19 protein-coding genes are annotated in these 21,895 nt (G+C 35.1%); 8 read left to right on the forward strand and 11 right to left on the reverse strand.

All coding sequences use genetic code 11. From position 1 onward, the window contains the following. Positions 1-254: 254 nt before the first annotated feature. The 3 genes from MKY29_RS09800 to MKY29_RS09810 are packed head-to-tail and all read left to right on the forward strand — an operon-like array spanning position 255 to position 4,028. The gene (locus MKY29_RS09800) at positions 255-1,775 is read left to right on the forward strand and encodes a spore germination protein (protein ID WP_340879658.1); all 1,521 of its coding nucleotides are present in this window, start codon (positions 255-257) and stop codon (positions 1,773-1,775) included. A 16-nt stretch (positions 1,776-1,791) separates the two neighbouring features. Continuing rightward, a complete protein-coding gene (locus MKY29_RS09805; protein WP_340879659.1) occupies positions 1,792-2,901 on the forward strand; it encodes a GerAB/ArcD/ProY family transporter in 1,110 nt (369 codons plus the stop codon). Continuing rightward, positions 2,898-4,028 carry a Ger(x)C family spore germination protein gene (locus MKY29_RS09810; protein WP_340879660.1) on the forward strand — a complete coding sequence of 377 codons (1,131 nt, stop codon included), beginning with the start codon at positions 2,898-2,900 and terminating at the stop codon, positions 4,026-4,028. Before MKY29_RS09805 ends, MKY29_RS09810 begins: the two co-directional genes overlap by 4 nt. Positions 4,029-4,063: 35 nt before the next feature. Here the strand turns inward: MKY29_RS09810 and MKY29_RS09815 are convergent, their stop codons facing one another. Next, the gene (locus MKY29_RS09815) at positions 4,064-5,023 is read right to left on the reverse strand and encodes a nucleoside hydrolase (RefSeq protein ID WP_340879661.1); all 960 of its coding nucleotides are present in this window, start codon (positions 5,021-5,023) and stop codon (positions 4,064-4,066) included. Positions 5,024-5,695: 672 nt separating this feature from the next. Here MKY29_RS09815 and MKY29_RS09820 point away from each other — a divergent pair. After that, positions 5,696-6,340: a DUF1796 family putative cysteine peptidase gene (locus MKY29_RS09820; RefSeq protein WP_340879662.1), complete on the forward strand. Its 645-nt coding sequence runs from the start codon at positions 5,696-5,698 to the stop codon at positions 6,338-6,340. 229 nt (positions 6,341-6,569) lie between these two features. Here the strand turns inward: MKY29_RS09820 and MKY29_RS09825 are convergent, their stop codons facing one another. The 4 genes from MKY29_RS09825 to MKY29_RS09840 all read right to left on the reverse strand — a co-directional run bounded on the left by MKY29_RS09825 (position 6,570) and on the right by MKY29_RS09840 (position 10,442). Further along, complete coding sequence (locus tag MKY29_RS09825; protein ID WP_340879663.1) at positions 6,570-7,505, reverse strand: NADP-dependent oxidoreductase; 936 nt, start codon at positions 7,503-7,505, stop codon at positions 6,570-6,572. A gap of 700 nt (positions 7,506-8,205) precedes the next feature. After that, positions 8,206-8,706 carry a GNAT family N-acetyltransferase gene (locus MKY29_RS09830; protein ID WP_340879664.1) on the reverse strand — a complete coding sequence of 167 codons (501 nt, stop codon included), beginning with the start codon at positions 8,704-8,706 and terminating at the stop codon, positions 8,206-8,208. A gap of 81 nt (positions 8,707-8,787) precedes the next feature. Next, a complete protein-coding gene (locus tag MKY29_RS09835) occupies positions 8,788-9,894 on the reverse strand; it encodes a copper resistance D family protein (RefSeq protein WP_340879665.1) in 1,107 nt (368 codons plus the stop codon). After that, entirely contained in the window at positions 9,891-10,442 is a 552-nt protein-coding gene (locus MKY29_RS09840) for a copper resistance CopC family protein (RefSeq protein WP_340879666.1), read from the reverse strand. Before MKY29_RS09840 ends, MKY29_RS09835 begins: the two co-directional genes overlap by 4 nt. Positions 10,443-10,583: 141 nt before the next feature. Between MKY29_RS09840 and MKY29_RS09845 the strand changes: the two genes are divergently transcribed. Next, positions 10,584-10,835, forward strand: a complete 252-nt coding sequence (locus MKY29_RS09845; protein ID WP_340879667.1) for a hypothetical protein — start codon at positions 10,584-10,586, stop codon at positions 10,833-10,835. A gap of 126 nt (positions 10,836-10,961) precedes the next feature. Here the strand turns inward: MKY29_RS09845 and parC are convergent, their stop codons facing one another. Continuing rightward, positions 10,962-13,391 (reverse strand): DNA topoisomerase IV subunit A, encoded by a 2,430-nt coding sequence (parC, locus tag MKY29_RS09850; RefSeq protein ID WP_340879668.1) that lies wholly within the window; start codon positions 13,389-13,391, stop codon positions 10,962-10,964. Then, positions 13,388-15,358, reverse strand: a complete 1,971-nt coding sequence (gene parE, locus MKY29_RS09855; protein ID WP_093495757.1) for a DNA topoisomerase IV subunit B — start codon at positions 15,356-15,358, stop codon at positions 13,388-13,390. The genes parC and parE overlap by 4 nt, the downstream gene beginning before the upstream one ends. Before the next feature lie 440 nt (positions 15,359-15,798). On the opposite strand from parE, the gene plsY reads away from it, so the two are divergent. From plsY to MKY29_RS09870, 3 genes are all read left to right on the forward strand, one after another. Further along, the gene (gene plsY, locus MKY29_RS09860) at positions 15,799-16,404 is read left to right on the forward strand and encodes a glycerol-3-phosphate 1-O-acyltransferase PlsY (protein ID WP_093495758.1); all 606 of its coding nucleotides are present in this window, start codon (positions 15,799-15,801) and stop codon (positions 16,402-16,404) included. A 24-nt stretch (positions 16,405-16,428) separates the two neighbouring features. After that, positions 16,429-16,722 carry a HesB/YadR/YfhF family protein gene (locus MKY29_RS09865; protein ID WP_090569271.1) on the forward strand — a complete coding sequence of 98 codons (294 nt, stop codon included), beginning with the start codon at positions 16,429-16,431 and terminating at the stop codon, positions 16,720-16,722. A gap of 164 nt (positions 16,723-16,886) precedes the next feature. Further along, positions 16,887-17,150: a hypothetical protein gene (locus MKY29_RS09870; RefSeq protein ID WP_340879669.1), complete on the forward strand. Its 264-nt coding sequence runs from the start codon at positions 16,887-16,889 to the stop codon at positions 17,148-17,150. 92 nt (positions 17,151-17,242) lie between these two features. Here the strand turns inward: MKY29_RS09870 and MKY29_RS09875 are convergent, their stop codons facing one another. From MKY29_RS09875 to acnA, 4 genes are all read right to left on the reverse strand, one after another. Continuing rightward, positions 17,243-17,554, reverse strand: coding sequence for a hypothetical protein (locus MKY29_RS09875; RefSeq protein ID WP_093495761.1), 312 nt, complete (start codon positions 17,552-17,554; stop codon positions 17,243-17,245). Then, complete coding sequence (locus MKY29_RS09880; protein WP_340879670.1) at positions 17,554-17,979, reverse strand: acyl-CoA thioesterase; 426 nt, start codon at positions 17,977-17,979, stop codon at positions 17,554-17,556. Before MKY29_RS09880 ends, MKY29_RS09875 begins: the two co-directional genes overlap by 1 nt. Positions 17,980-18,040: 61 nt before the next feature. Further along, complete coding sequence (locus tag MKY29_RS09885) at positions 18,041-18,667, reverse strand: hypothetical protein (protein WP_340879671.1); 627 nt, start codon at positions 18,665-18,667, stop codon at positions 18,041-18,043. Between the two features lie 449 nt (positions 18,668-19,116). Beyond that, positions 19,117-21,825: an aconitate hydratase AcnA gene (gene acnA / locus MKY29_RS09890; protein WP_093495763.1), complete on the reverse strand. Its 2,709-nt coding sequence runs from the start codon at positions 21,823-21,825 to the stop codon at positions 19,117-19,119. Positions 21,826-21,895: the final 70 nt, after the last annotated feature.

A 21,895-nucleotide genomic window follows, 5' to 3' on the forward strand; every position in this document is an offset into this window, starting at 1 on the left:
CAATATATTATTATTGGTTTTCGTTATTTTTTTATTGCAGTTAACGTATGCAGAGGAATTGTGTAAATAAACATTATATAAAAGAACAAAAAACGCTTGAGGTATTTTTTAGATGCCTCAAGCGTTTGGTTTTTTATATTAGCGTTATTCAATAAATCCAGAAATATTAAAAGTTAATGACAAAAGTATAGATTAACCCATTAAAGCCTATTCTATAAAGAAAGTAAACAAATGGAAGGAGACTAATATTCAGGATGAAATTTAAACTACCTTTCAATAAGAAGCAAATGCCAATAATAGTAGAAGAATCTATTGTAGATGGAAAAATGATTACTCCTTCAAAGGATGGTTTTATTCAGCAGATAAAAGATGCTACTAACAATCCATTTGATTTAATCATTAAATCAATTCCACCCAATATTACTATTATTTATATAGATAATTTAGTTAAAGACCAGACCTTAAACGAGCATATCATATCCAATTTACAGAATAAACATAATGAAACACCGGAAACTATTAAAGGTGCTCTCTCCATACCTGAAGTTGATATATATGGTCAACTAGAGAAAACGATTGAATCAATTATTCATGGATCTGTCCTTATACATCTGGATGGTTACCCTCAAGCAGTAATAGCAAATATCACCACAAGAGAATCTCGTAGTTTGGCAGCACCTGAAAATGAATCACAAGTAATAGGTGCTCAGGTAGGATTTAATGAAAGCCTTTCTACCAATATTTCCTTAATCCGTCGCTATATTGCGAGTTCTGACCTTTGTAATGAAAAATTTACAATTGGAAAGCGCACAAATACATCAGTTGCGTTATTGTACATGAATGGTATTGCTAACGATCAAATGATAAATTCGTTGAAGCAAAGAATCACAAGTCTCGAATTAGATGCATTAATCGACAGTGCTGTTCTATCAGAGATGATTGATGATAACTCATTGTCGGTTTTTCCACAAATGCTATTGACTGAAAGACCTGATAGGTTTTGCGACGGTCTCTTAAATGGCAAAATAGGTCTCATTGTGGACGGTAGCTCTATGGCTATCATATGTCCTCAGTCGTTTGTTGAATTCTTTCAAAGTCAAGAGGATCAAAACCTGAGATGGCATATTGCTACTTTTGCTCGGTTATTAAGATTCACTGCCATTCTTTTATCAGTATTTTTGACACCGATATATGTAGGAGCACTGACCTTTCATTATGAAGTAATCCCGCAAGCCTTCCTGGTTCCACTTAGTGAATCGAGAGCATTAGTTCCATTTCCACCTGTGTTTGAAGCATTACTTCTTGAATTTATTATTGAATTACTTAGAGAAGCTGGAGCGAGATTACCAACAAAAATTGGACAAACTATTGGGATTGTTGGCGGTATCGTAATTGGGACAGCAGCTGTCCAAGCAGGAATTACAAGCAATATACTACTCATTTTTGTCGCTTTAAGCGCATTAGCATCATTTACAACACCAAGTTATATGATGGGCAATGTTATCAGACTCATTCGTTTCCCAATTATTATACTAGCAGGGTTTTGGGGATTTTATGGTATTATGCTTGCTTTTTGTTTTATACTCATTCATCTTTTGCGTCAATCTAGTATGGGTGCGCCATATTTATCCCCTTTTTATCCGCCAAGGCTGAAAGATATGCGAAATAGTATTATAAGAATGCCTATACCGTTCACTGTCAAAAGACCGGCTCTTACAAGACCGACAAATGAAGAAAAATTTGATCCCCAACCTATAAAGCCTGAAAAAAGTTGAACTGTAGGTGACATGAGTGAAGAATCCAATACGACTTAGTTCTAAAGATATGATTAATGCATATTTACTTTTTTTTGTGATTCATAGTGCTCAAGTTGGAGTAGGGATACAGGGGTTCCAACGTATTATATATCAAGATGCAAAGCACGATGCATGGATTTCAGTTTTACTTGCAGGTCTTGCAACCCACATCGTTGCTTTTTGCATGATTAAGACACTAGAGGTTTACGGTTCCAATGACCTTTATGGAATTCAACAAGATATTTTTGGAATTTGGATTGGGAATTTTTTAAATGCCCTTTATGTAGTTTATTGTTTTATCGCATTTTTCTCCGTTTTACGAAATTACATTGAAGTTATCCAAGCATGGATTTTTCCAAACTTAGGTACTTGGTTTCTCTCAGCTACCTTATTACTTATTATTATTTATGCGTTTACAGGTGGACTTCGGGTAGTGGTCGGCGTTTCTTTTTTTAGTGTTATACTCGCACTTTGGATTTTTCCAATGTTAATATTTCCTATGAAGTTTTCTTCATCGGAAGCACTATTTCCTATTTTGGAGACAAACTTAAGCTCTATATTTAAAGGAGCACAATCTATGACTTTTACGATTATTGGCTTTGAAATCTTAAATGTGATTTATCCTTTCATCAAAGAAAAGAAAAAAGTCAAAAAGTATGTGCATTTAGGTTTGTTAGCTACGACCATTATTTATCTTTCCGTCATGATGGTATCGATTACCTATTATAGTGAAGGAAAGTTACTTAAAACAATATGGGCGACATTGACATTGTTTAGTTTTATCAGTTTTCCATTTATGGAGCGATTTGAGTTTGTTGCGGTTTGTTTTTGGATGTTGATCATTTTACCTAATCTTTGTCTTTATCTTTGGGCTGCTTATCGGGGGACAATACGATTAGTTAAAATAAGCGGAACTAAATTCGTTTGGATATTCTCTTTACTTATTTTCATTGGTACATTAATAGTTCAGACTCGCACACAGATAAATTCAATTAACACTCATTTTGGACAAATTGCTTTCTTTATCGTATTTGTTTATCCTATTTTCTTATTCATGATTACTATGTTGAAGAAAAAAATCATCAAGGAAGGGACAAAAAGATGAAAAAGTATAATTACTGTCTCATGCTTCTTTTTTTATCTAGTCTTTTATCGGGATGTGCTGAGACAAATATTCTTGATAAAATAGGGTTGACGACTTTAGTTGGCTATGATTTGGGCACCGAAGATAAAATGGAAATTACTGCAGTTATTCGCGAAGTGAATCCTGAATTTCAAAGTAATGTGGAAATAATTACAACAGAAAATGACACTAGTAAGGGTAATCGGATGAAAGCTAATCGACAACTATCTAAAAAAATTACGGTTGGTCAAATGAGGGTCATTTTGTTCGGTGAAAAGTTGGCTAAAGAAAACCTCCATTACTATATTGATTTAAACTTAGAAAATGCAAATGTAAGTAATGGTCTATATATGGCTGTGGTAGAAGATGAAACGGCACCATTACTCAATTATGAATATAAAAATATTGATGATATTGGGCAACATATATTTAGGCTATTAGAACAAAACATAAGTCAGGAATATATGATCTCTCCTACTCTGCATGAAACGGCACACGATTTTTATTCCATCGGTAGGGATATTGCTATGCCAATTATAAAAAGAAACGAAGAACATATTGAAATGAGTGGGATTGCTCTATTCAAAGGTGGCACAATGGTAAGTTCACTTCCAGTAAAGGATAGTTTTTATGTAAAGCTGGTAAGAGATAGTTTTAAGTCAGGATTTTTTGAGACTAAGTTAAAGGAAGATCAAATCCCCCCCGGTTTACTGAAAAACCCTTCGAGCGAAATTTCAATTGTATTTGATGCCATTCGCTCAAAAAGAGAATTGAAATTAAAAGATGCTTCCACTTCCACGCCTGAATTTGACCTAAATCTAAAGTTAAAAGCAAGAGTATTAGAAATATATCCAGATGTAAATCTTGGTGATCCTGAACGTGTAACGAAACTAGAAAAAGCAATCAGTAAAAACCTATCAAATGAAATATCCAGGGTTATTTCTCATGCTCAGGAAGTAGAATCTGATATTTTTGGCTTTGGAGAAAATTATAGAAGCAAAGTGAGAAATTCTGAACTGACAAAGGAAAAATGGCATGAAATGTATAAAAATATGAAAGTAAATGTCGATATAGATTTTGTCATATTAAGAAACGGAGTTTTTGAGTAATGTTAATTGACCTCAAATTCTTTATATACTCATACTTAAGTTAATCCATTATTTAAATCTTGACCTGTCATAACAGACAAAAAATTGTAGAAGAACATTTCATAATGAATATCGAATGCTATACGATGTTTTTTTTCACCATTATTATTTGTATACGGCCGAGTATCAGCAATACTTTGTCCTCTAGTTGGTCCATCCAAGTCATCAACAATTACAACAGGATAAGACTCAAACATGAACATTTCAGGATGAATTGCTGCCATTAGTGTTAGGGCATCATGGACGGGACCTCCTTGAATGGACGGGTCTCGTTCTTTATAAAAACCTGTATAATAATCCATTAATGGTTTGAAAATTTTAGTTTTCCCGAATTGTTCTATATACGCAACCATCTCAGGTGTCACAATTGCCTTTTGAGTTGCATTTAATGGAATAATTGTAACGTTATTAGCATACGTCAAGACGATATTCACAGCAACAGGATCCCCATGAAAGTTTGCTTCTGCAACGGTTGTAACATTTCCAGGAATCCAAAAAGCTCCACCCATAATATAAAACTCTTTTACGTTTGTCATAAGATCCCTGTATAGTATGAACATCGTCGCAAGTGAAGTAAGGCGACCAATGTTTACAATAATTAGTTCATCCTTATAATTTTCAATTAGATTCACTATTTCTAAAAAGTTTTCTATTTTTAAACTGTGATCATCATTCGGAATAATTGGTCCTAGTCCACGCTCCCCGTGTATTTCTGGATAGAAAGTGGGCTGTTCACCTGTTAAAGGTACTTCTGCTCCCCGAATAACAGGGATACCTTGTGGAAAGTCAAATAATTTCATCAAATAATAGATATTGGAAACTGCATCTTCTCTAGATACATTACCATAATCAGCAACTATACCAACAATCTCGATTTTTTTAGTTAAACTTGCGTAAATTAAAGCAACTGTATCATCGATACCAATATCTCCGAATAGTAGTACTTTTTTTACCAAGTAAAGCCCCTCCTTGTAACATTCCCAATCCCAATTTCCTTATAGTATGTTTAATTGGACTAATAAGACACTTCTGCCTTTACTTTTTTTCTCCACTTACGAATCTGTATTCCAAAAGGGATTTAATTCTACAATACTTTATTCATCTAGAAATGGTTTAGGATAAAATAAATCCTCTTTTTGGTGGTTTTCTTGTACTCTGCCAACCTATAAAATGAATAAATTATACTTTTCCACCTATTCCCCATCCATATATTTGAGTCAATTCATAATTACATGTTTTATTTAAAAATACGAATGTTTACTAAATATCGCAATATACTATTCTTCTTTTTAAAAGTGATCCCGTTGATTGCAGTGGCAGGCGGCGATTCCAGCGGGAACAGCGCGATGAGTAACCGCAGTTGCATATGTTTTCATAGTGGCGAGGAGATTGAAGCCGTGCCCGCGGAAAGCGTCCTCCTAGAGCGGAAATCTGCGTTGTTCGGATTTAACTATATATTATTCTTTATGAAATTGATCCATTTCTATAGATGTTTCAAAACCTCTTCAATATACTTCAGGAATCTTATCTCGTTATTTTTTCGGAAATTAGGAAGATGCCCTTCGCAGCATTGAATAAGTGAATTTACTAGTATAGTAGAGAAATATTTAAAGTTAGGGGGTGAAATATTGGAATTGTCACAACTTAAAGGAAAATATGATGCAATATTTAGTTTAGGGGATCTTTGTTTAACTTCTATCCAATTAAAAAAACACAATTTAAGACCTTACTCTGGTGTATTTGACTGGGTAGCTAGTCCAAATCTGTCAAATGTTAGTGAACTAATAGAGAATCGTTTTTTGAGTTTTCTAGATTATAAAAACTTGAGGGTAATTGGGTATGCCGATAACAACATCTGTGTATCAGATGATAGATATAACATTGTGTCAAATCATGATTTTAGTATCGATAAAAATACACTTGAAAATTTAAGCTCATACCCCGAAGTCATGGAGAAATATGATAGAAGAATTCAACGATTTCTTAAGAAAATGAAATCTGCGAAAAGAATATTGTTTGTTCGTACGGAAGGAACCTTAGCAGAAGCAGCACACCTTCAAGATATATTGTCTAAGTTAGTTAAACACGATTTTAGCATCTTGTTAATCAATCATAGCACTGTGTCAGGGTTAGTCGAAAAATCAAGTCCACTTGAAAAAGTATGTATTTTAGAATTTCCTAATATTGATATATGGGAAGGGAATCATGCTTTGTGGGAAGAAGCATTAAGTGGAGTCCGCCTTAAAAGACGTTTTTTATCTGGTTTTTGGTAAAAAAATTATACTAAAGGAGGAAAAGATGTTTATCAATTAACATATCTTGGTCGTTTTGATTACCCTAAGGAAATTCCAATTTTTCAATGTTAATGTTGAAAAATTGGAATTTTTCGTTCTTCTGCGATTACACTTTTATAGTAATTACTGAGAGGATAAAATAGCTTCTCGACGAAAAAATAGAATTGTACCCCGCTATTCTTTATTTAACAACATACTTTTAAATTGTTTACTTTATTTGAATAACAATTTTTCCTTTAGCATGATGACTTTCACTTAGGGCATGGGCTTCCTTAATACCTTCTTCTGAAAAAGGGAATTTATGCCCAATAATTACTCTTAATTTATTTTGTCCCAACAGGTTAGCGATTTTTTCTAACTGTTGTCCATTGGGAACAAGCCAAACATTTCCCGATTTAATATTCATCTGTTTAGCTTTTTCTTGATTAGGTTCAGAAACAATAGAAGCTAACTTACCACCTTCTTTTAAAACAGTAAAGCTTTTTTCTTGGTTTTCTCCTCCAAGTGAATCAAGTACAAAATCAAATTCTGAAAGAACTTTTTCAAAGTCTTGTTTTTTATAGTCAATGACTTCATCGGCTCCGAGTGATTTTAAAAACTCAACATTATGTGTTCCAGCTGTAGCTGCAACATATGCACCAACACTTTTTGCTAGTTGGATGGCAAACGTTCCGACCCCTCCCGCTCCTGCATGAATAAGAACTTTATCCCCTTTTTGGATGTTTCCAAAGTCAAATAAGCATTGCCAAGCAGTTAAGCCAGCAAGAGGAACACAGGCTGCTTCTTCAAAACTTATATTATCTGGAATTTTAGCAAGTAAATGAGTGTCAACTATTGTATATTCCGCATATGTTCCTCTGTTAGTCGTTTCGGGACGAGCAAAAACCCTATCCCCAACTTTAAAGTCTTGAACATGTTCCCCAACTTCCTCAACCATGCCAGCAACATCCCATCCTAAAATAATAGGAAATTCAAATGGCATCATTGCCTTTAGATATCCTTCACGAAGTTTCCAGTCAATAGGATTAATAGAGGTAGCGTGTAGTTTCACGATCACTTGTTTTTCTTTAGGAGTTGGTTTTGGAATATCTATTTCTTTTAATTGTTCTTTTCCACCATATTGCTTTATAGCTATTGCCTTCATTTAAGTCTCTCCTCATCTTTTTGGGGGTTATCATTCACTCTATCTTTTAATGAACAGGAACAGTGCGTCATTTGGTTTGCCTGAAAAATTATAGGTAAATACACATGTTCACCTTCCTAACTTCTCATTACATTAAACCTCTTAGTACAGGCGGAGCTTATTTTTTTATAAGTACATTGTAACCTCTATTTTTCTTCCGTTTAGTAAATTGAAATATGTCTATAGAACTTCTTCTATTATGTACAAATCCAAACCTTTTAATCATACCTATAACTCTGTTATCGAAGAAATGAATGACATAAAACTAGAAAAAATTATTAAATTCAATTCCTTCACATGCACTGCCAACTTAATCATCCAAGATAGTAAGGTATATAAAAAAACGTTTAGATGTGGTTGCATCTAAACGGCAAAAGATCAGTTTCATTCAGGGGGCATCGGCAGTTTGGTAAAAGTCATTCATTTGATAGTTAACTCATAGGTCGATTACTTTTACATGTCATCTGAAAATTCACTGTAATAAGCGTAATGTTTGGCGTTGAAATACTAATCGTATTTACTCAGTCAGAAGTAGCACCCCCTTCCTGTCTACTTTTCAAGGTCAGAAATAGAAGAAGAGTGCACCCCACATTAGATTACTAATCTTTATATCAACTATTATACTAAACGTACATCTGGGTATAAGTTCAAATCCATGCTTTTATACACCGACTTTAGAACTTCTACGCTCAAGTAATTCCACATCGCGCCAAACTCCGTTTAATTTCCCAATTTGTTTTCTAATACCTACAGTTTCAAAACCAAATTTCCTATGTAAGTTTATACTAGCAATATTTTCTGGGAAAATCATTGCTTGAATTGTCCATATTTCGTTTTGCTCACTGGAGTCAATTATATGTTCAAGCAAAAGACTACCAACTCCCATTCCAGCAGCATTTGAAGCAATATATATACTTACTTCTACTGCTCCTAAAAAAGCTCGCATACTGGAAATTGGAGTTAATGCAACCCATCCCACTACTTCCCCATTCATTTTAGCGACAAATCTGCTATTAGTTAAGTGATCCTCATCCCATTCTTCCCAGGTTGGGGCTTCTGTTCTAAATGTAGCGTTGCCGGTTCTAATACCTTCGATGAAAATTTCTCTTACATAATCCCAATCAGAATGTAGCATTTCAGTTATCACAATGTCTTTGTTCATCCATATTCCCCATTTTCCTATAAATAAAAACACTTCCAAGATGGATTATACACCGTTGGAAATGCTTTTAAAAGAACTCGATTAAATAATTTGAATACTTAACATCAGGCCAAAATAAGCCGCTATTACGACGAATAGACTCATAATGAAGCCAAATATGGCTGGCTGCTTTTTAACGAATGAGAATAGAGTTATTACAAGAAATATAGTAGAGATACATAGTAAGATTACTCCTTCTGTATTAAATACCATTTGTACAGTTATATCTGAAAAAGCAATAACGTCATGAAACAGTAAAATTAAAGAAGAGAAACCTTCATTATTTATTGTTTCGAAAAGATTATGTGGTGGTGATTGTTGACTCATAGCACCAGTCGCCGCAAAAATTAGCAGAAGTATGAAAAACTCAGCTTTTGTCCAAGGCCGTGCATCGAAGTTTTTGTTTTTAAGTAATCGTTTTTTCATGAGAACACCATTTATAAATGCATATCCAATTAGAGGAATAATAAGTAAATGTTTGATAAGTAAACTTTGGCCATATGAAATCATCCAAGTATCAGAATATGCATCTAATGGGGTTGAAAAACTCATCAGTGAAAGTCCAGTGATTATAACTATCCCAAAACAGTAAAGTGCAGTTATATGAAACCATTTTAAAAACGAAAGCCAGTTATTCGTATTTTGGGAAAACCAAGCTACTACAAACAATATACCGACCCAAATGACAACAGATGCAAAGTGTAAAAAATGAGTGATTAACCCCTTCAAGCTTTCAATAGAGTTGGCATGACTTGACCAGCTCACACCAATGATTGCAACAAAAACTAATAAAATTCCCACTATTGAATAATAGGCTGATTTTTTTTCATGAAAGAAAAGAATATACAGTCCTAAAAAAACCGTTACAATAAACATAAACAACCATGATTTACCTACCTCAAAGGTCAATAAAATGGATTGTAAAGAATCTAATAAACCATAGTCTTCATATAAATACATGATTAGACTAATAAGTGGAACAAAAGAAAATAACGCTATGCCAATTACCGCAAATAATTTCACTTTTCTAGGAACAACAATAGTAGGAATTAAATCGTCTGGGAATAAAGAAATAATATAGCTTCCCATCAACAAAGCGAAGCACACATATAAAAGTGCTTCGCTAATAGTTGTTAAAATAAATATCATTTTTTATTTCTCCGAGTCATCCACCAAGCAGCAAGTGCCAAGATAATGACTAAAACAATAATAATTCCTATAGTGAAATTGGATCCCTCTTCTTCATTATCTGCTTCTACTGTTGTGTCCAACTCTTCCGAACTAGGTTCATTCGGTTCAACTATATCAATTGGTTCAGTAATAGGTTCTACCGCTTCAACCTCTTCAGGTGCCTCTAGTACGAAATCAATTACTCCTTCCATTGGATGGCCGTCAGCACCTATTATTTTCCAATTGATTTTATATGTCCCATTTTCTAAGCTATCTGTCACATTACCAGTTAGCACATTCTCACTTACAGTAATACCGTCTACTTCAATTGGTTCATCCGATGAATTTGTTACTGTAAATGAGCTTGTTTCTTCGATCTTTGTTAAAAACGTAAGTGTTATCTCGTTTAACTTTTCTGTTACTGTACTTCCTTGAGCTGGAATTGAGCTTTCCAAGCCAGTATGTGCTAGTGCATGATTGCTAAATAATAAGACACAAGCAATTGTCATCCAAAGTATTTTTTTCATAATTTGCCTCCAAAAAATTTATACGTTTTATTTACTACCTACTACTTATACCACAAAGCTATGAAGAAAGTGTGAAGTTTGTATTTTTACTTCGAATGAGATACCCTTAAAGAGAAAAAATATTAAATAGGAGTGATTTTAGTGGCTAAATCCGCAGCTAAACGTAAACGCGAGCACCAATTGCGTAATCTAGGTAAAGATGTAACAATAGCAAGGAATGAGGTTAACTTTAGTACACATGTCCGAATGACTAAATCAAAAAAAGGAAAACTACAGCAGCAATATACAAAATACAAGAAGCATTTCACAAAAGGTATGATACCTGATGGAAATGCTTTTTATATTGATGTATTTCTTAATAACATTGATTTTCGTTTCGCGTACTTTCATTAGCCCCTTTAAACATGGTTGAGATTTGAATAAGCTTTTTTTAATAGAGAATCAATTCCACATGTGAGAGCCTTGTTCTCATCAATAAAAAAAGACAGACAAATACTTACATTTGCCTGTCTTTTGTGTTTATAAATTCTCTTCTTTTGACTGTTTCCACACACGAGCTAAAGGACCATCTTTGTCTGTATCAACAACAAATGAACCATTAGAATATCTATCCGATGGGCGGAAAGCATTTACTTCTATTGTTTCCTGACCTTTCTCTGTTTCAATAACAAGTAGGTCATTTTTTTCTACTAATAATACATCATATACGCGATGAGGATTCGATTTAAGCTCTCTTAAAGTGAGCACCCCACGCTTAGCTCTGACGCCAGACTCAATTTCATTTATGACCATCTTTTTAACAGCACCTCTATGGGTGATTAGCATAATATCTTCTTTGCTTTCTTGTGAAATCGGATTGACACTTACTACAAAATCTTGGTCTTTTAGATTAATGGCTTTAACCCCACCAGTTTTCACACCGGTGATTGGCACTTCATCTAGAGAGAAGCGGACTGAATAGCTAGCATATGTCGTTATTAATACATCATCGGATGGTGCGACGAGTTCTGCCATGATTAGCTCGTCGTTTTTCTTCAGGTTTATCGTTTTAATCGGTCTTGCGTATCTTTGTACAACATAATCAGAGAGCAATGAACGTTTTATTTGTCCATCCTTGGTAGCTGTTAAAACGCTCAAATCTTTGTCAAAGGAATCGATTCCCATGACTTGGATAATTCTTTCTTGAGAATCCAAAGGTACAATGCTCGAAATATGCTGACCAAGATCCTTCCAACGAATATCTGGTAATTCATGTACAGGTTGGTAAATGTAATTGCCTTTAGAAGTAAATAATAGCAGATGACTCTGCATATTAATTGGCTCTTTATAAAGTAAATAGTCCGAATCCTTTATAGCAAAATCCTGGCCATTAGAGGCTGTATATGAACGTGTACTTGTCCGTTTAATATAGCCGTCCTTCGTCACAGTAACATATACCTCTTCACTTGGTATAAGGACATCTAATGTTACTTTAATCTCTTCAATTTCATCTTCAATTATTGATTTACGTGGTTCTGCAAATTGTTTTCGTACTGTTAAAAGTTCTTTTTTAATGACTTTTAAAAGAACTGATTCTTTTGCAAGGATGCTCTCTAATTCCTTAACTAATTTATTGAGTGTTTCTTCTTCATTTTTGAGTTCTGTAATATCTGTATTAGTTAATCGATATAATTGCAAGGAAACAATTGCTTCAGCTTGTGCTTCTGAAAAATCAAATAATGAAATTAAGTTATTTTTTGCATCTCTCTTATCTTTAGATGCTCTGATTGCTTTAATTACTTCATCCAAAATAGAAAGTGCTTTCATGAGACCCGCTACAATATGTAGTCGATCCTTAGCTTTTTTCAGATCGAAAATCGTTCGTCGAGTTACTACCTCTTTTTGATGGTCGATATACGAATCTAACAAAAGTGGTAGAGTCATCATTGTTGGTCTTCGATTATGAATGGCAATCATATTGAAATTATAAGTTACTTGTAAATCAGTATTCTTTAACAAATATTGAAGAATACCATGTGCATCTATTTCTTTTTTCATTTCAATGACAATGCGTAAACCAGTGCGGTCGGATTCATCTCGAACTTCCGCAATACCTTCTAGACGCTTATCATGTCTTTGTTCATCAATTTTCTTCACTAGATTTGCTTTGTTCACTTCAAAAGGAATTTCGGTAATAACAATTTGTTGCTTACCACCTTTTATAGTTTCTATCTCCGTTTTGGAACGAACTACAATTTTACCTTTTCCTGTTTCGTATGCTTTTTTAATACCTTCTACGCCCTGTATTATTCCACCTGTAGGGAAGTCGGGACCTTTGATAACGGTCATTAACTCATCTACAGTGGCAGCAGGATTTTCAATTCTCATCAGTACTGCATCAAGTGCTTCATGTAACGCATGGGGTGGAATATCAGTTGCATATCCAGCCGATATACCTGTAGATCCATTTACGATTAAATTTGGGAATCTTGCTGGTAATACTACCGGTTCGGAATCAGAATCATCGAAGTTTGGAATATAGTCAACTGTATTTTTATTAATATCGCGAAGTAGTTCATGAGAAATAGCTGACAGTCTTGCTTCTGTATAACGCATCGCAGCTGGGGGATCTCCGTCAACAGAACCATTATTACCATGCATTTCTACGGTCATATGGCGTAGCTTCCAGTCCTGGCTCATTCGAACCATTGCTTCATAAACGGAACTATCACCATGTGGATGATAGTTCCCAATTACATTCCCAACAGTTTTAGCGGATTTTCTGAATGGTTTATCATTTGTATTGCCTTCTTGGAACATGGCAAATAAGATACGGCGTTGAACGGGCTTAAGACCATCTCGGGCATCAGGCAGTGCACGATCTTGAATGATGTATTTGCTATAACGACCAAACCGATCACCGATCACCTCTTCTAATGGCAAATTTTGATAACTTTCGGTTTGTGTCATGCTAATTCATCCTCCGTGTGTAATCTATCATTTTCTAATATATTCGAATCATCTTCTAAGCTGAAGTTAACATTTGCTTCTATCCATTTTCGACGGGGCTCTACTTTGTCTCCCATAAGAGTTGTCACATGTCTTTCTGCTCGTGCACCATCTTCAATGGTCACACGAATGAGTGTTCTGGTTTCGGGATTCATCGTTGTGTCCCATAATTGGTCAGCATTCATTTCCCCGAGACCTTTGTAACGTTGGAGTATGTATCCTTTTCCAATCCTCCGGGAAGCAGCTTCCAATTCTTTTTCTGTCCATGCATACTCAGAAACTTCCTTTTTACCTACACCTTTAAAAACTTTGTAGAGTGGTGGTAATGCAATATATATATTTCCATTTTCAATTAATGGTTTCATATAACGGTAGAAGAAAGTTAATAAAAGTACTTGAATATGTGCACCATCGGTATCTGCATCCGTCATGATGACTATTTTGTCATATGCAATATCATCAAGTTGGAATTCTGCCCCTACGCCTCCACCGATTGCATGAATAATCGTTGCAATTTCAACATTTTTCATAATATCTGCTAGATTTGCTTTTTCTGTATTAATAACTTTTCCTCGCAGTGGAAGGATTGCTTGGAATGTCCGATCTCGACCTTGTTTTGCAGACCCACCTGCCGAGTCTCCTTCGACTAAATAAAGTTCATTCTTCGCAGCGTTCCTAGATTGGGCAGGAGTTAGCTTACCCGATAGTAACTCAGAAGGTTTACGCTTTTTCCCGTTACGAGCATCTTCACGTGCCTTTCTAGCAGCTTCTCTTGCTTGTTGTGCACGAATTGCTTTTCGTATTAGAGAAGATGCTAACTCTGAATTTTCTTCTAAAATATATTGTAATTTCTCAGAAACAACAGAGTCGACAGCACCTCTAGCTTCACTAGTTCCAAGTTTCCCTTTAGTTTGACCCTCGAATTGTAAAATATTTTCTGGGATACGAATGGATATAATTGCAGATATACCTTCTCTTATATCTGAGCCTTCTAGGTTTTTCGCCTTTTCTTTTAACAGATTAGTTTTACGTGCATACTCGTTAAAAACTCTAGTTAAAGCTGCTTTTGCTCCTGTTTCGTGAGTTCCGCCATCACGTGTCCGTACATTATTTACGAATGAAAGAATGGTTTCCGAATATCCATCATTGAACTGAAAGGCAAATTCTACTTCAATCTCATCTTGTATGCCCTCCATGTAAAATACAGGGTGCAGGATGTCCTTTTCTTCATTCAAATAGGAAACGAACGCTTCTATACCTGTTTCATAAAAGAATACGTCATGTGCCTCGGTACGCTCATCTATTAACTCGATTTTTAGTCCTTTTAATAGAAAAGCAGATTCTCTTAACCTTTCACATAATGTTTCGTAATTGTATTTGGATACAGAAAAAATCGTGGCATCAGGTAAGAAACGTACTGATGTCCCAGTCTCTTTCGTTGTTCCAATTTGTTTTAACGATTGAACAACTTTACCACCATTTTCAAATCTTTGATGGAACTTTTTACCCTCACGGTGGATTTCCACATCTACGTACGTTGAAAGTGCATTGACAACAGATGCACCTACACCATGAAGTCCTCCACTTGTTTTATATCCACCTTGACCGAACTTACCACCTGCATGCAAAACAGTAAAAATAACTTCTGCAGTTGGTATTCCTGTTTTATGTGTACCAGTTGGCATTCCTCGGCCAAAATCACGCACGGTTATACTTTGATCCTCATGAATTGTTACAATGATATGATCTCCAAAACCCGCAAGACTTTCATCTACTGCATTATCTACTATTTCATATACTAAATGATGCAAACCTCTTGCATCTGTTGAACCAATATACATACCTGGTCTTTTACGAACTGCTTCTAAGCCCTCTAAGACCTGGATATCATCATCACTATAGCTATTTACTGTTCCAACTTTACTCAAATACGTTCCCTCCAAAAAAAAACATCTGTTCTTTATTATTTCTTAAGCGTACAAATGGATACTCATTATGTCAATTTTTTCAGTATTTAATGTCAGAATATAATTGTAAGGAAAGATTTATAAGAATGCAAACCACCTTTTCATGCATTCTCTATTTCCTTACAGTATTCCTTCTTGACTAATAGAAATAGGGAATAAAAAATTGGAGTAAGCGTATAGCTACCCCATCTGCTCTACTAGTTCGACTACCATTGATTATAACCTAATAATAACAATTTATTTGGTTTTATGTAATTTTCTTTCGTTTATCTATTCAATTGTATCACGACTTAAGAAAAGATTTGAAAAACCTTTCTAGCTAGGGCATTGAATACTAACAAATGTACATGGTACACTTAAAATGTTAAGGATAATATAGATTTATATTAAAGGAGTATTCTATGATTATAATTCTTTTACTCTTACTCGCTTATCTTATTGGTTCTCTCCCATCCGGACTATGGGTTGGTAAACTATTTTACAATATAGATATACGTGAGCATGGTAGCGGTAATTTAGGTGGTACAAACACTTTTAGAACACTTGGTAAAAAAGCTGGATTAGTTGTTACTATTTTGGATATTCTGAAAGGGACTGCAGCAACTCTGTTAGGCTCATTGGCAATTTTTGAAGCTGCAAATGTTCATCCACTTATTCTTGGTATTGTAGCAGTTGTGGGTCATATGTTCCCAATCTTTGCTGGGTTTAAGGGTGGAAAAGCTGTAGCAACCTCAGGTGGTCTTCTGCTAGGTTATAATTGGCCAATTTTTGTCATTTTAGTTATTGGATTTTTTATCATCTTGAAATTGACGAAAATGGTATCATTAACTTCAATGATTTTAGCGATTGTTGCTGTCCTTTATAGTGTTATCTATTACTTTACGATAGATAATGATTGGCCGCTAATAATTATTGTGTTATTGCTAGCACTATTTATATTTTATCGTCACCGAGCAAATATCAAACGTATTAAAGCTGGTACCGAACCAAAAGTAACTTGGATCTAATCTGATGAAAGTATGGTGGTACGTATGAAAATACTAATATCTACTGAAGCAATGAATTGGTTTCATACAGAAATGGAAGCTGTAAAAGGCGATACAATTCGTTTTTTTGCTCGTTACGGAGGGTCGAGTCCTCTTCATGAAGGATTTTCCTTAGGTGTCACTAAGGACATACCTTTTGAGCCTACTGTGACCTATAAAAAAGATGATATCCTATTTTTTATAGAAGAAACGGACGAATGGTATTTTGATGGACATGATTTATATGTAGAGTTAGATTCTACTAGAGATGAATTATCTTATGCATACAAAAAAGCGTAACCCTTAGAGGTTTCGCTTTTTTTGTTTGGAGAGTTTCTTCGTAGTTTCTTAGGATATAAACGTACTTTATCATAATTTTTATTCAAAGTTTTATCAAGTATAATTTTTTCTCACTTGGAGATTATAAGGTTGTTATTTGTAACAAGAGAGGAGAGTACGCACAAATGGGCCAACAAAAAAGCAAAATTAATTCAAACAAAAGTTTGGATAATAAAGATACTTCTACCTATACTGCTTACGGTGATCCTATAAAAGATAGTTCTCCTTCAAGCAATAATATGTATGCTAAAGCTACTTCACCAATTGCTGAAAGCACCCAAAATGATAGCAGTATAAGATTAAATATTAAATCAAAAAAGAAAGATACTACTGCTTATGGTGACCCAGTAAAAAGTACTCAAGACGCTAATCCAAATCTAAATGTTTAGAATGAAATAATTCACTAATTGTATCTATAAACTGCTAGTAGTAAATAAAAACAGCCTGTGATTTTACATATCACAAGCTGTTTTTATGTACCTTAACGACTAAAGGAATGCTTAAACCTATCTAACTGATCCTTCAATCCTTCCTTTTTCATAATTTCTAATTCATATTTGCCAAATAAATCAAAATGAGGATATGCTTCCTTATAGTCGATCCATTCTGCCTTTAAGCCGTACTGCTGGCCCCATTCGATTAACTTTGCCACATCATTGCATCCAACTTTAGTCACAGTGTTACAGCCAGGAAATCGATCGTCGATCCAATAGTGTGTTAAAAATGCTATCTTTCCATTCTTTACATCCATTTTCCATTCATTCAACTCGTGACGTTTAATTCCAAATGCCATTAAGCATTCACCTTGGCTATTTCAACATACTTTGCATCCCAAGCCTCATGGACCCTCTTTAGAGATACAGGCCGGAAGTTATCTTTCTTTACTATTACATGCTCAGATGTAGCGTTAGAGGCTACAGTTCCATCTTCATGAACAATTTCATATCCGTATGTTGTTCGAAGCTTACTGTGTTTTTCAATCCATGTTCTAATAACAACCGTTTCGCCATACTTAACAGGAGTTTTATAGTTTACGTTCACATTCGTTACGGGCGATATGTATCCGTCCTGCTCCAGACCTGCATAGGAGAATCCTAAGTCTTTAATAAGCTGGGTTCTACCGATTTCTAACCAAATGACATAGTTTGCGTGGTATACTACGCCCATTTGATCTGTTTCCGCATAACGTATTTCAATTTGTTTTTCACTTAAAAACATTAATGGTCACCTCAGTGACCATTATACTAAAAAGAAAATAAAAATACTGTTTAAGAATACTTTACATTTTTTTCATATCATTCTTATTTCTTCTAACATCTTTTAGTATTTTGGGTAAATCATTGATTGGTAATAGTTCATCTTCTGTATTTAGCTTGTTAAACTCGACTTCGGTAATTTCAGTACCGAGCACATATTCCCCTATGACTAGGTCTAGCAAATCCAAAGCTACTGCATAGTAATCATCATTTTCTTCTTCAAACCCTTTAATATACAGTGTAATAAAGAGTTCATCAGGTTCCTGATTATATGTATAGTCAAAAAAGACATCGTCTCGAGAAAGTTTTACATCATTATGTGTTACTCCATCTTCATCATCATTCGGTTGATTAAATGCGAAGATAGTAAACTTATCCATTTCCGGAGCTGCCTCAACTAAACGTTTAACATCGGGAAAGTTTTTTGTGATACGTGAACCACTAATTGTAAATTCCCTTCTACCTTCAATTAATGGTAATGGTGTAGAGAACGCTAGTTGGTTATTTACTTTGTTTAACAATCTATGTAAATCTCCAAATAATCTTTCTATGTCCTCATCTCGTAAATTATATAGTTCTTTTTCATGATCTATAAAGTACTGCCAAAATTTCTCGATGGGATCTTTCTTTTTAAATAAATTTCCAAACACTGAGACTCCCCCTTTTGTTGTTCCTTTAAGTATAAACTAAAATTCTATCTATGTTTACAATGAAAAAAGTAAAGTCATATCTATTCTATTTCTTCTTTACATACTCTCACCTATTGTTTACTTGCCTCTACGTTACTACTTCGAGTCGTTAACCTGTACATTCTCAAAGACAATATTGCTCTGCGAAATGAATAGAGTCTTTAGACGAAGCTACATATTGTTCCTGTTAATTCGTAAATATTACTGGACGCTAGTACAGAGAAATTTTACTGTCCCCATTTATCATTAGAATAACAGCATTTCTAATTCAAAAGTGATTACAAAAAATTTGATCACTTTCTAAAATTTGACCAGTCTTATCATCTCAGCGGTATCATTCTCTCTTAAAAGTGTTGAGAACCCAAAAAAGAGACTCTTCCTATGAAGGAAAAGTCTCTTTAGTGTTTTTCTTATACTTCTAACATTTTGTTACGTAATACCATTTGTAAGATACCACCATGACGGTAGTAGTCTACTTCTACTTCTGAATCGAAACGTGCAAGCACATTGAAGATTTTTTCAGATCCATCTTCAGCTTTAGCCGTAACTTGTAAAATATCACGAGGTTTCACACCTTCTGCGATATTTATGCTGATTTCTTCTTTACCAGTTAAGCCTAATGTTTCAACGTTTTCACCAGGTAAGAAATTAAGTGGTAATACGCCCATCATTACTAGATTTGAACGATGTATACGCTCAAAGCTTTCTGTAATAACAGCTTTGATACCTAATAAGTTAGTTCCTTTGGCTGCCCAGTCACGAGATGATCCCATACCGTAATCTTTTCCGCCAAGTACTACTAAACCAGTATTTGATTCTTGATACTTCATAGCTGCATCATAGATAGGCATAATTTCGCCTGTTGGCCAGTAAGTTGTATATCCACCCTCTGTACCAGGAGCTACTTGGTTACGGATACGGATGTTAGCGAATGTACCACGCATCATTACTTCATGGTTACCACGACGTGAACCGTATGAGTTAAAGTCACGGATTTCAACACCATTTTCACGCAAGTATTTACCTGCAGGAGTATCTTTACCAATTGCACCAGCTGGTGAAATGTGGTCTGTTGTAATCGAATCACCGAATTTAGCAACTACGCGCATTTTATCAAGTGATTGGATAGCACCAGGTTCTTTTGATAGTCCTTGGAAGAATGGTGGGTTTTGAATGTAAGTTGACTTATCATTGAATGAATACAGAGATTCAGTTGATGTTTCAATTGCATTCCAAGCTTCATTCTCATCGAATACACGTGCATATTCTTTTTGGAATAATTCACGAGTAACAACAGTTGAAAGAACTTCGTTTACTTCTTCTGTTGATGGCCAAATATCAGCAAAGTATACTTCGTTGCCGTCTTTGTCTGTACCGAAAGAATCTTTTTCTAGATCAATATCTACAGTTCCAGCTAAAGCATAAGCAACTACTAATGGTGGTGAAGCTAAATAGTTTGCTTTTACTAGTGGATGTACACGACCTTCAAAGTTACGGTTACCAGAAAGAACAGACGTTACGAATAGATCTTCTTCAACGATTGCTTTTTCAATTTCCGGCAATAATGGACCCGAGTTACCGATACAAGTTGTACAACCGTAACCAACTGTATTGAAACCGATTTGATCCAAGTACGTGTTTAGACCAGAATCCTCTAAATATCCAGTTACTACTTTAGATCCTGGTGCAAGAGAAGTTTTAACGTAAGCAGGAACTGTAAGACCTTTTTCTACTGCTTTTTTAGCAACTAAACCAGCAGCTAACATTACGTATGGGTTAGATGTATTTGTACAAGAAGTGATTGCAGCAATTGCTACAGCACCTGTTGGGATTTCTACATCACCTTCTGCAAATTTAGCAGTAGCTTTTTTATCAAATTCTTTTTCCGATAAACCGAATCCTTGTGTACCTTGTGGAGCTACAACTGCTTCACGGTAACGAGCCTTCATATCTGTAAGTGGAATTAAATCTTGTGGACGTTTAGGTCCAGAAAGGTTTGCTGCGATATCCCCAAGATTGATCTCTACAACGTCTGTATAAACAGGTTCTAGAGTTGGATCAAAGAACATGTCATTTGCTTTCAAGTAAGCTTCTACAACAGCAATGTGTTCTTCGTCACGGCCAGTTAGACGTAAATAGTTGATAGATTCTTCATCGATTGCAAAATAACCACATGTAGCACCATACTCTGGAGCCATGTTCGCAATTGTTGCACGGTCAGCTAATGGTAATTTAGATACACCAGGTCCGAAGAACTCTACAAATTTACCAACAACGCCTTGTTGACGCAATACTTGAGTAACTTTAAGTGCTAAGTCAGTTGCAGTAGTTCCGTTTGGAAGGTCTCCAACTAATTTTACTCCGATTACTTCCGGAATTGGGAAATATGAAGGTTGACCAAGCATTCCTGCTTCTGCCTCAATACCACCTACACCCCATCCAAGTACTCCAAGACCATTGATCATTGTTGTATGTGAGTCAGTACCTACTACTGAATCTGGGAAAGTTTCTAGTGTACCATCTGCTTTTTCGTTCACATGTACGATAGGTGCTAAGTACTCTAAGTTAACTTGGTGAACGATACCTGTAGCTGGAGGAACAGCACGGAAATTATCGTATGAAGTTTGAGCCCATTTTAAGAAGTTGTAACGCTCTGCATTACGCTCAAATTCAAGATCCATATTAGCTTGTAGAGCCGATGCAGTACCATATTTGTCAACTTGTACTGAGTGGTCAATTACAAGGTCAACTGGAATTGCAGGGTTGATTTTGTCTGGGTTACCACCCATTTCATTCATCGCTGAACGAAGTGATGCTAAATCCACAACTACTGGTACTCCTGTGAAATCTTGAAGCACAACGCGAGAAGGTTTAAATGGTACTTCTGCTTCAGTATTAGCATCCTTACCCCATTTTGCTAATTGGTTTACATGATCTTCTTTGATCACATATCCATCGTATTGACGTAGAACAGATTCTAATAATACTTTAATTGAATAAGGAAGGCGTGAAACTTTTGCGATGCCAGCTTCTTCTAATGCTGCTAAACGATAGTAGTTATACTCTTTACCATTTAGAGAAAACGAAGTACGGCTATTGTGTAAATTACTTTTTGCCATGTGTATTCCTCCTAAGATCTATTGAAAAGTGTCTATCTAGTGACTTTTCTCCACTACTAATCATACTTGA

The organism is Psychrobacillus sp. FSL K6-2365, from assembly GCF_038003165.1.
Lineage (GTDB): Bacteria > Bacillota > Bacilli > Bacillales_A > Planococcaceae > Psychrobacillus > Psychrobacillus psychrodurans.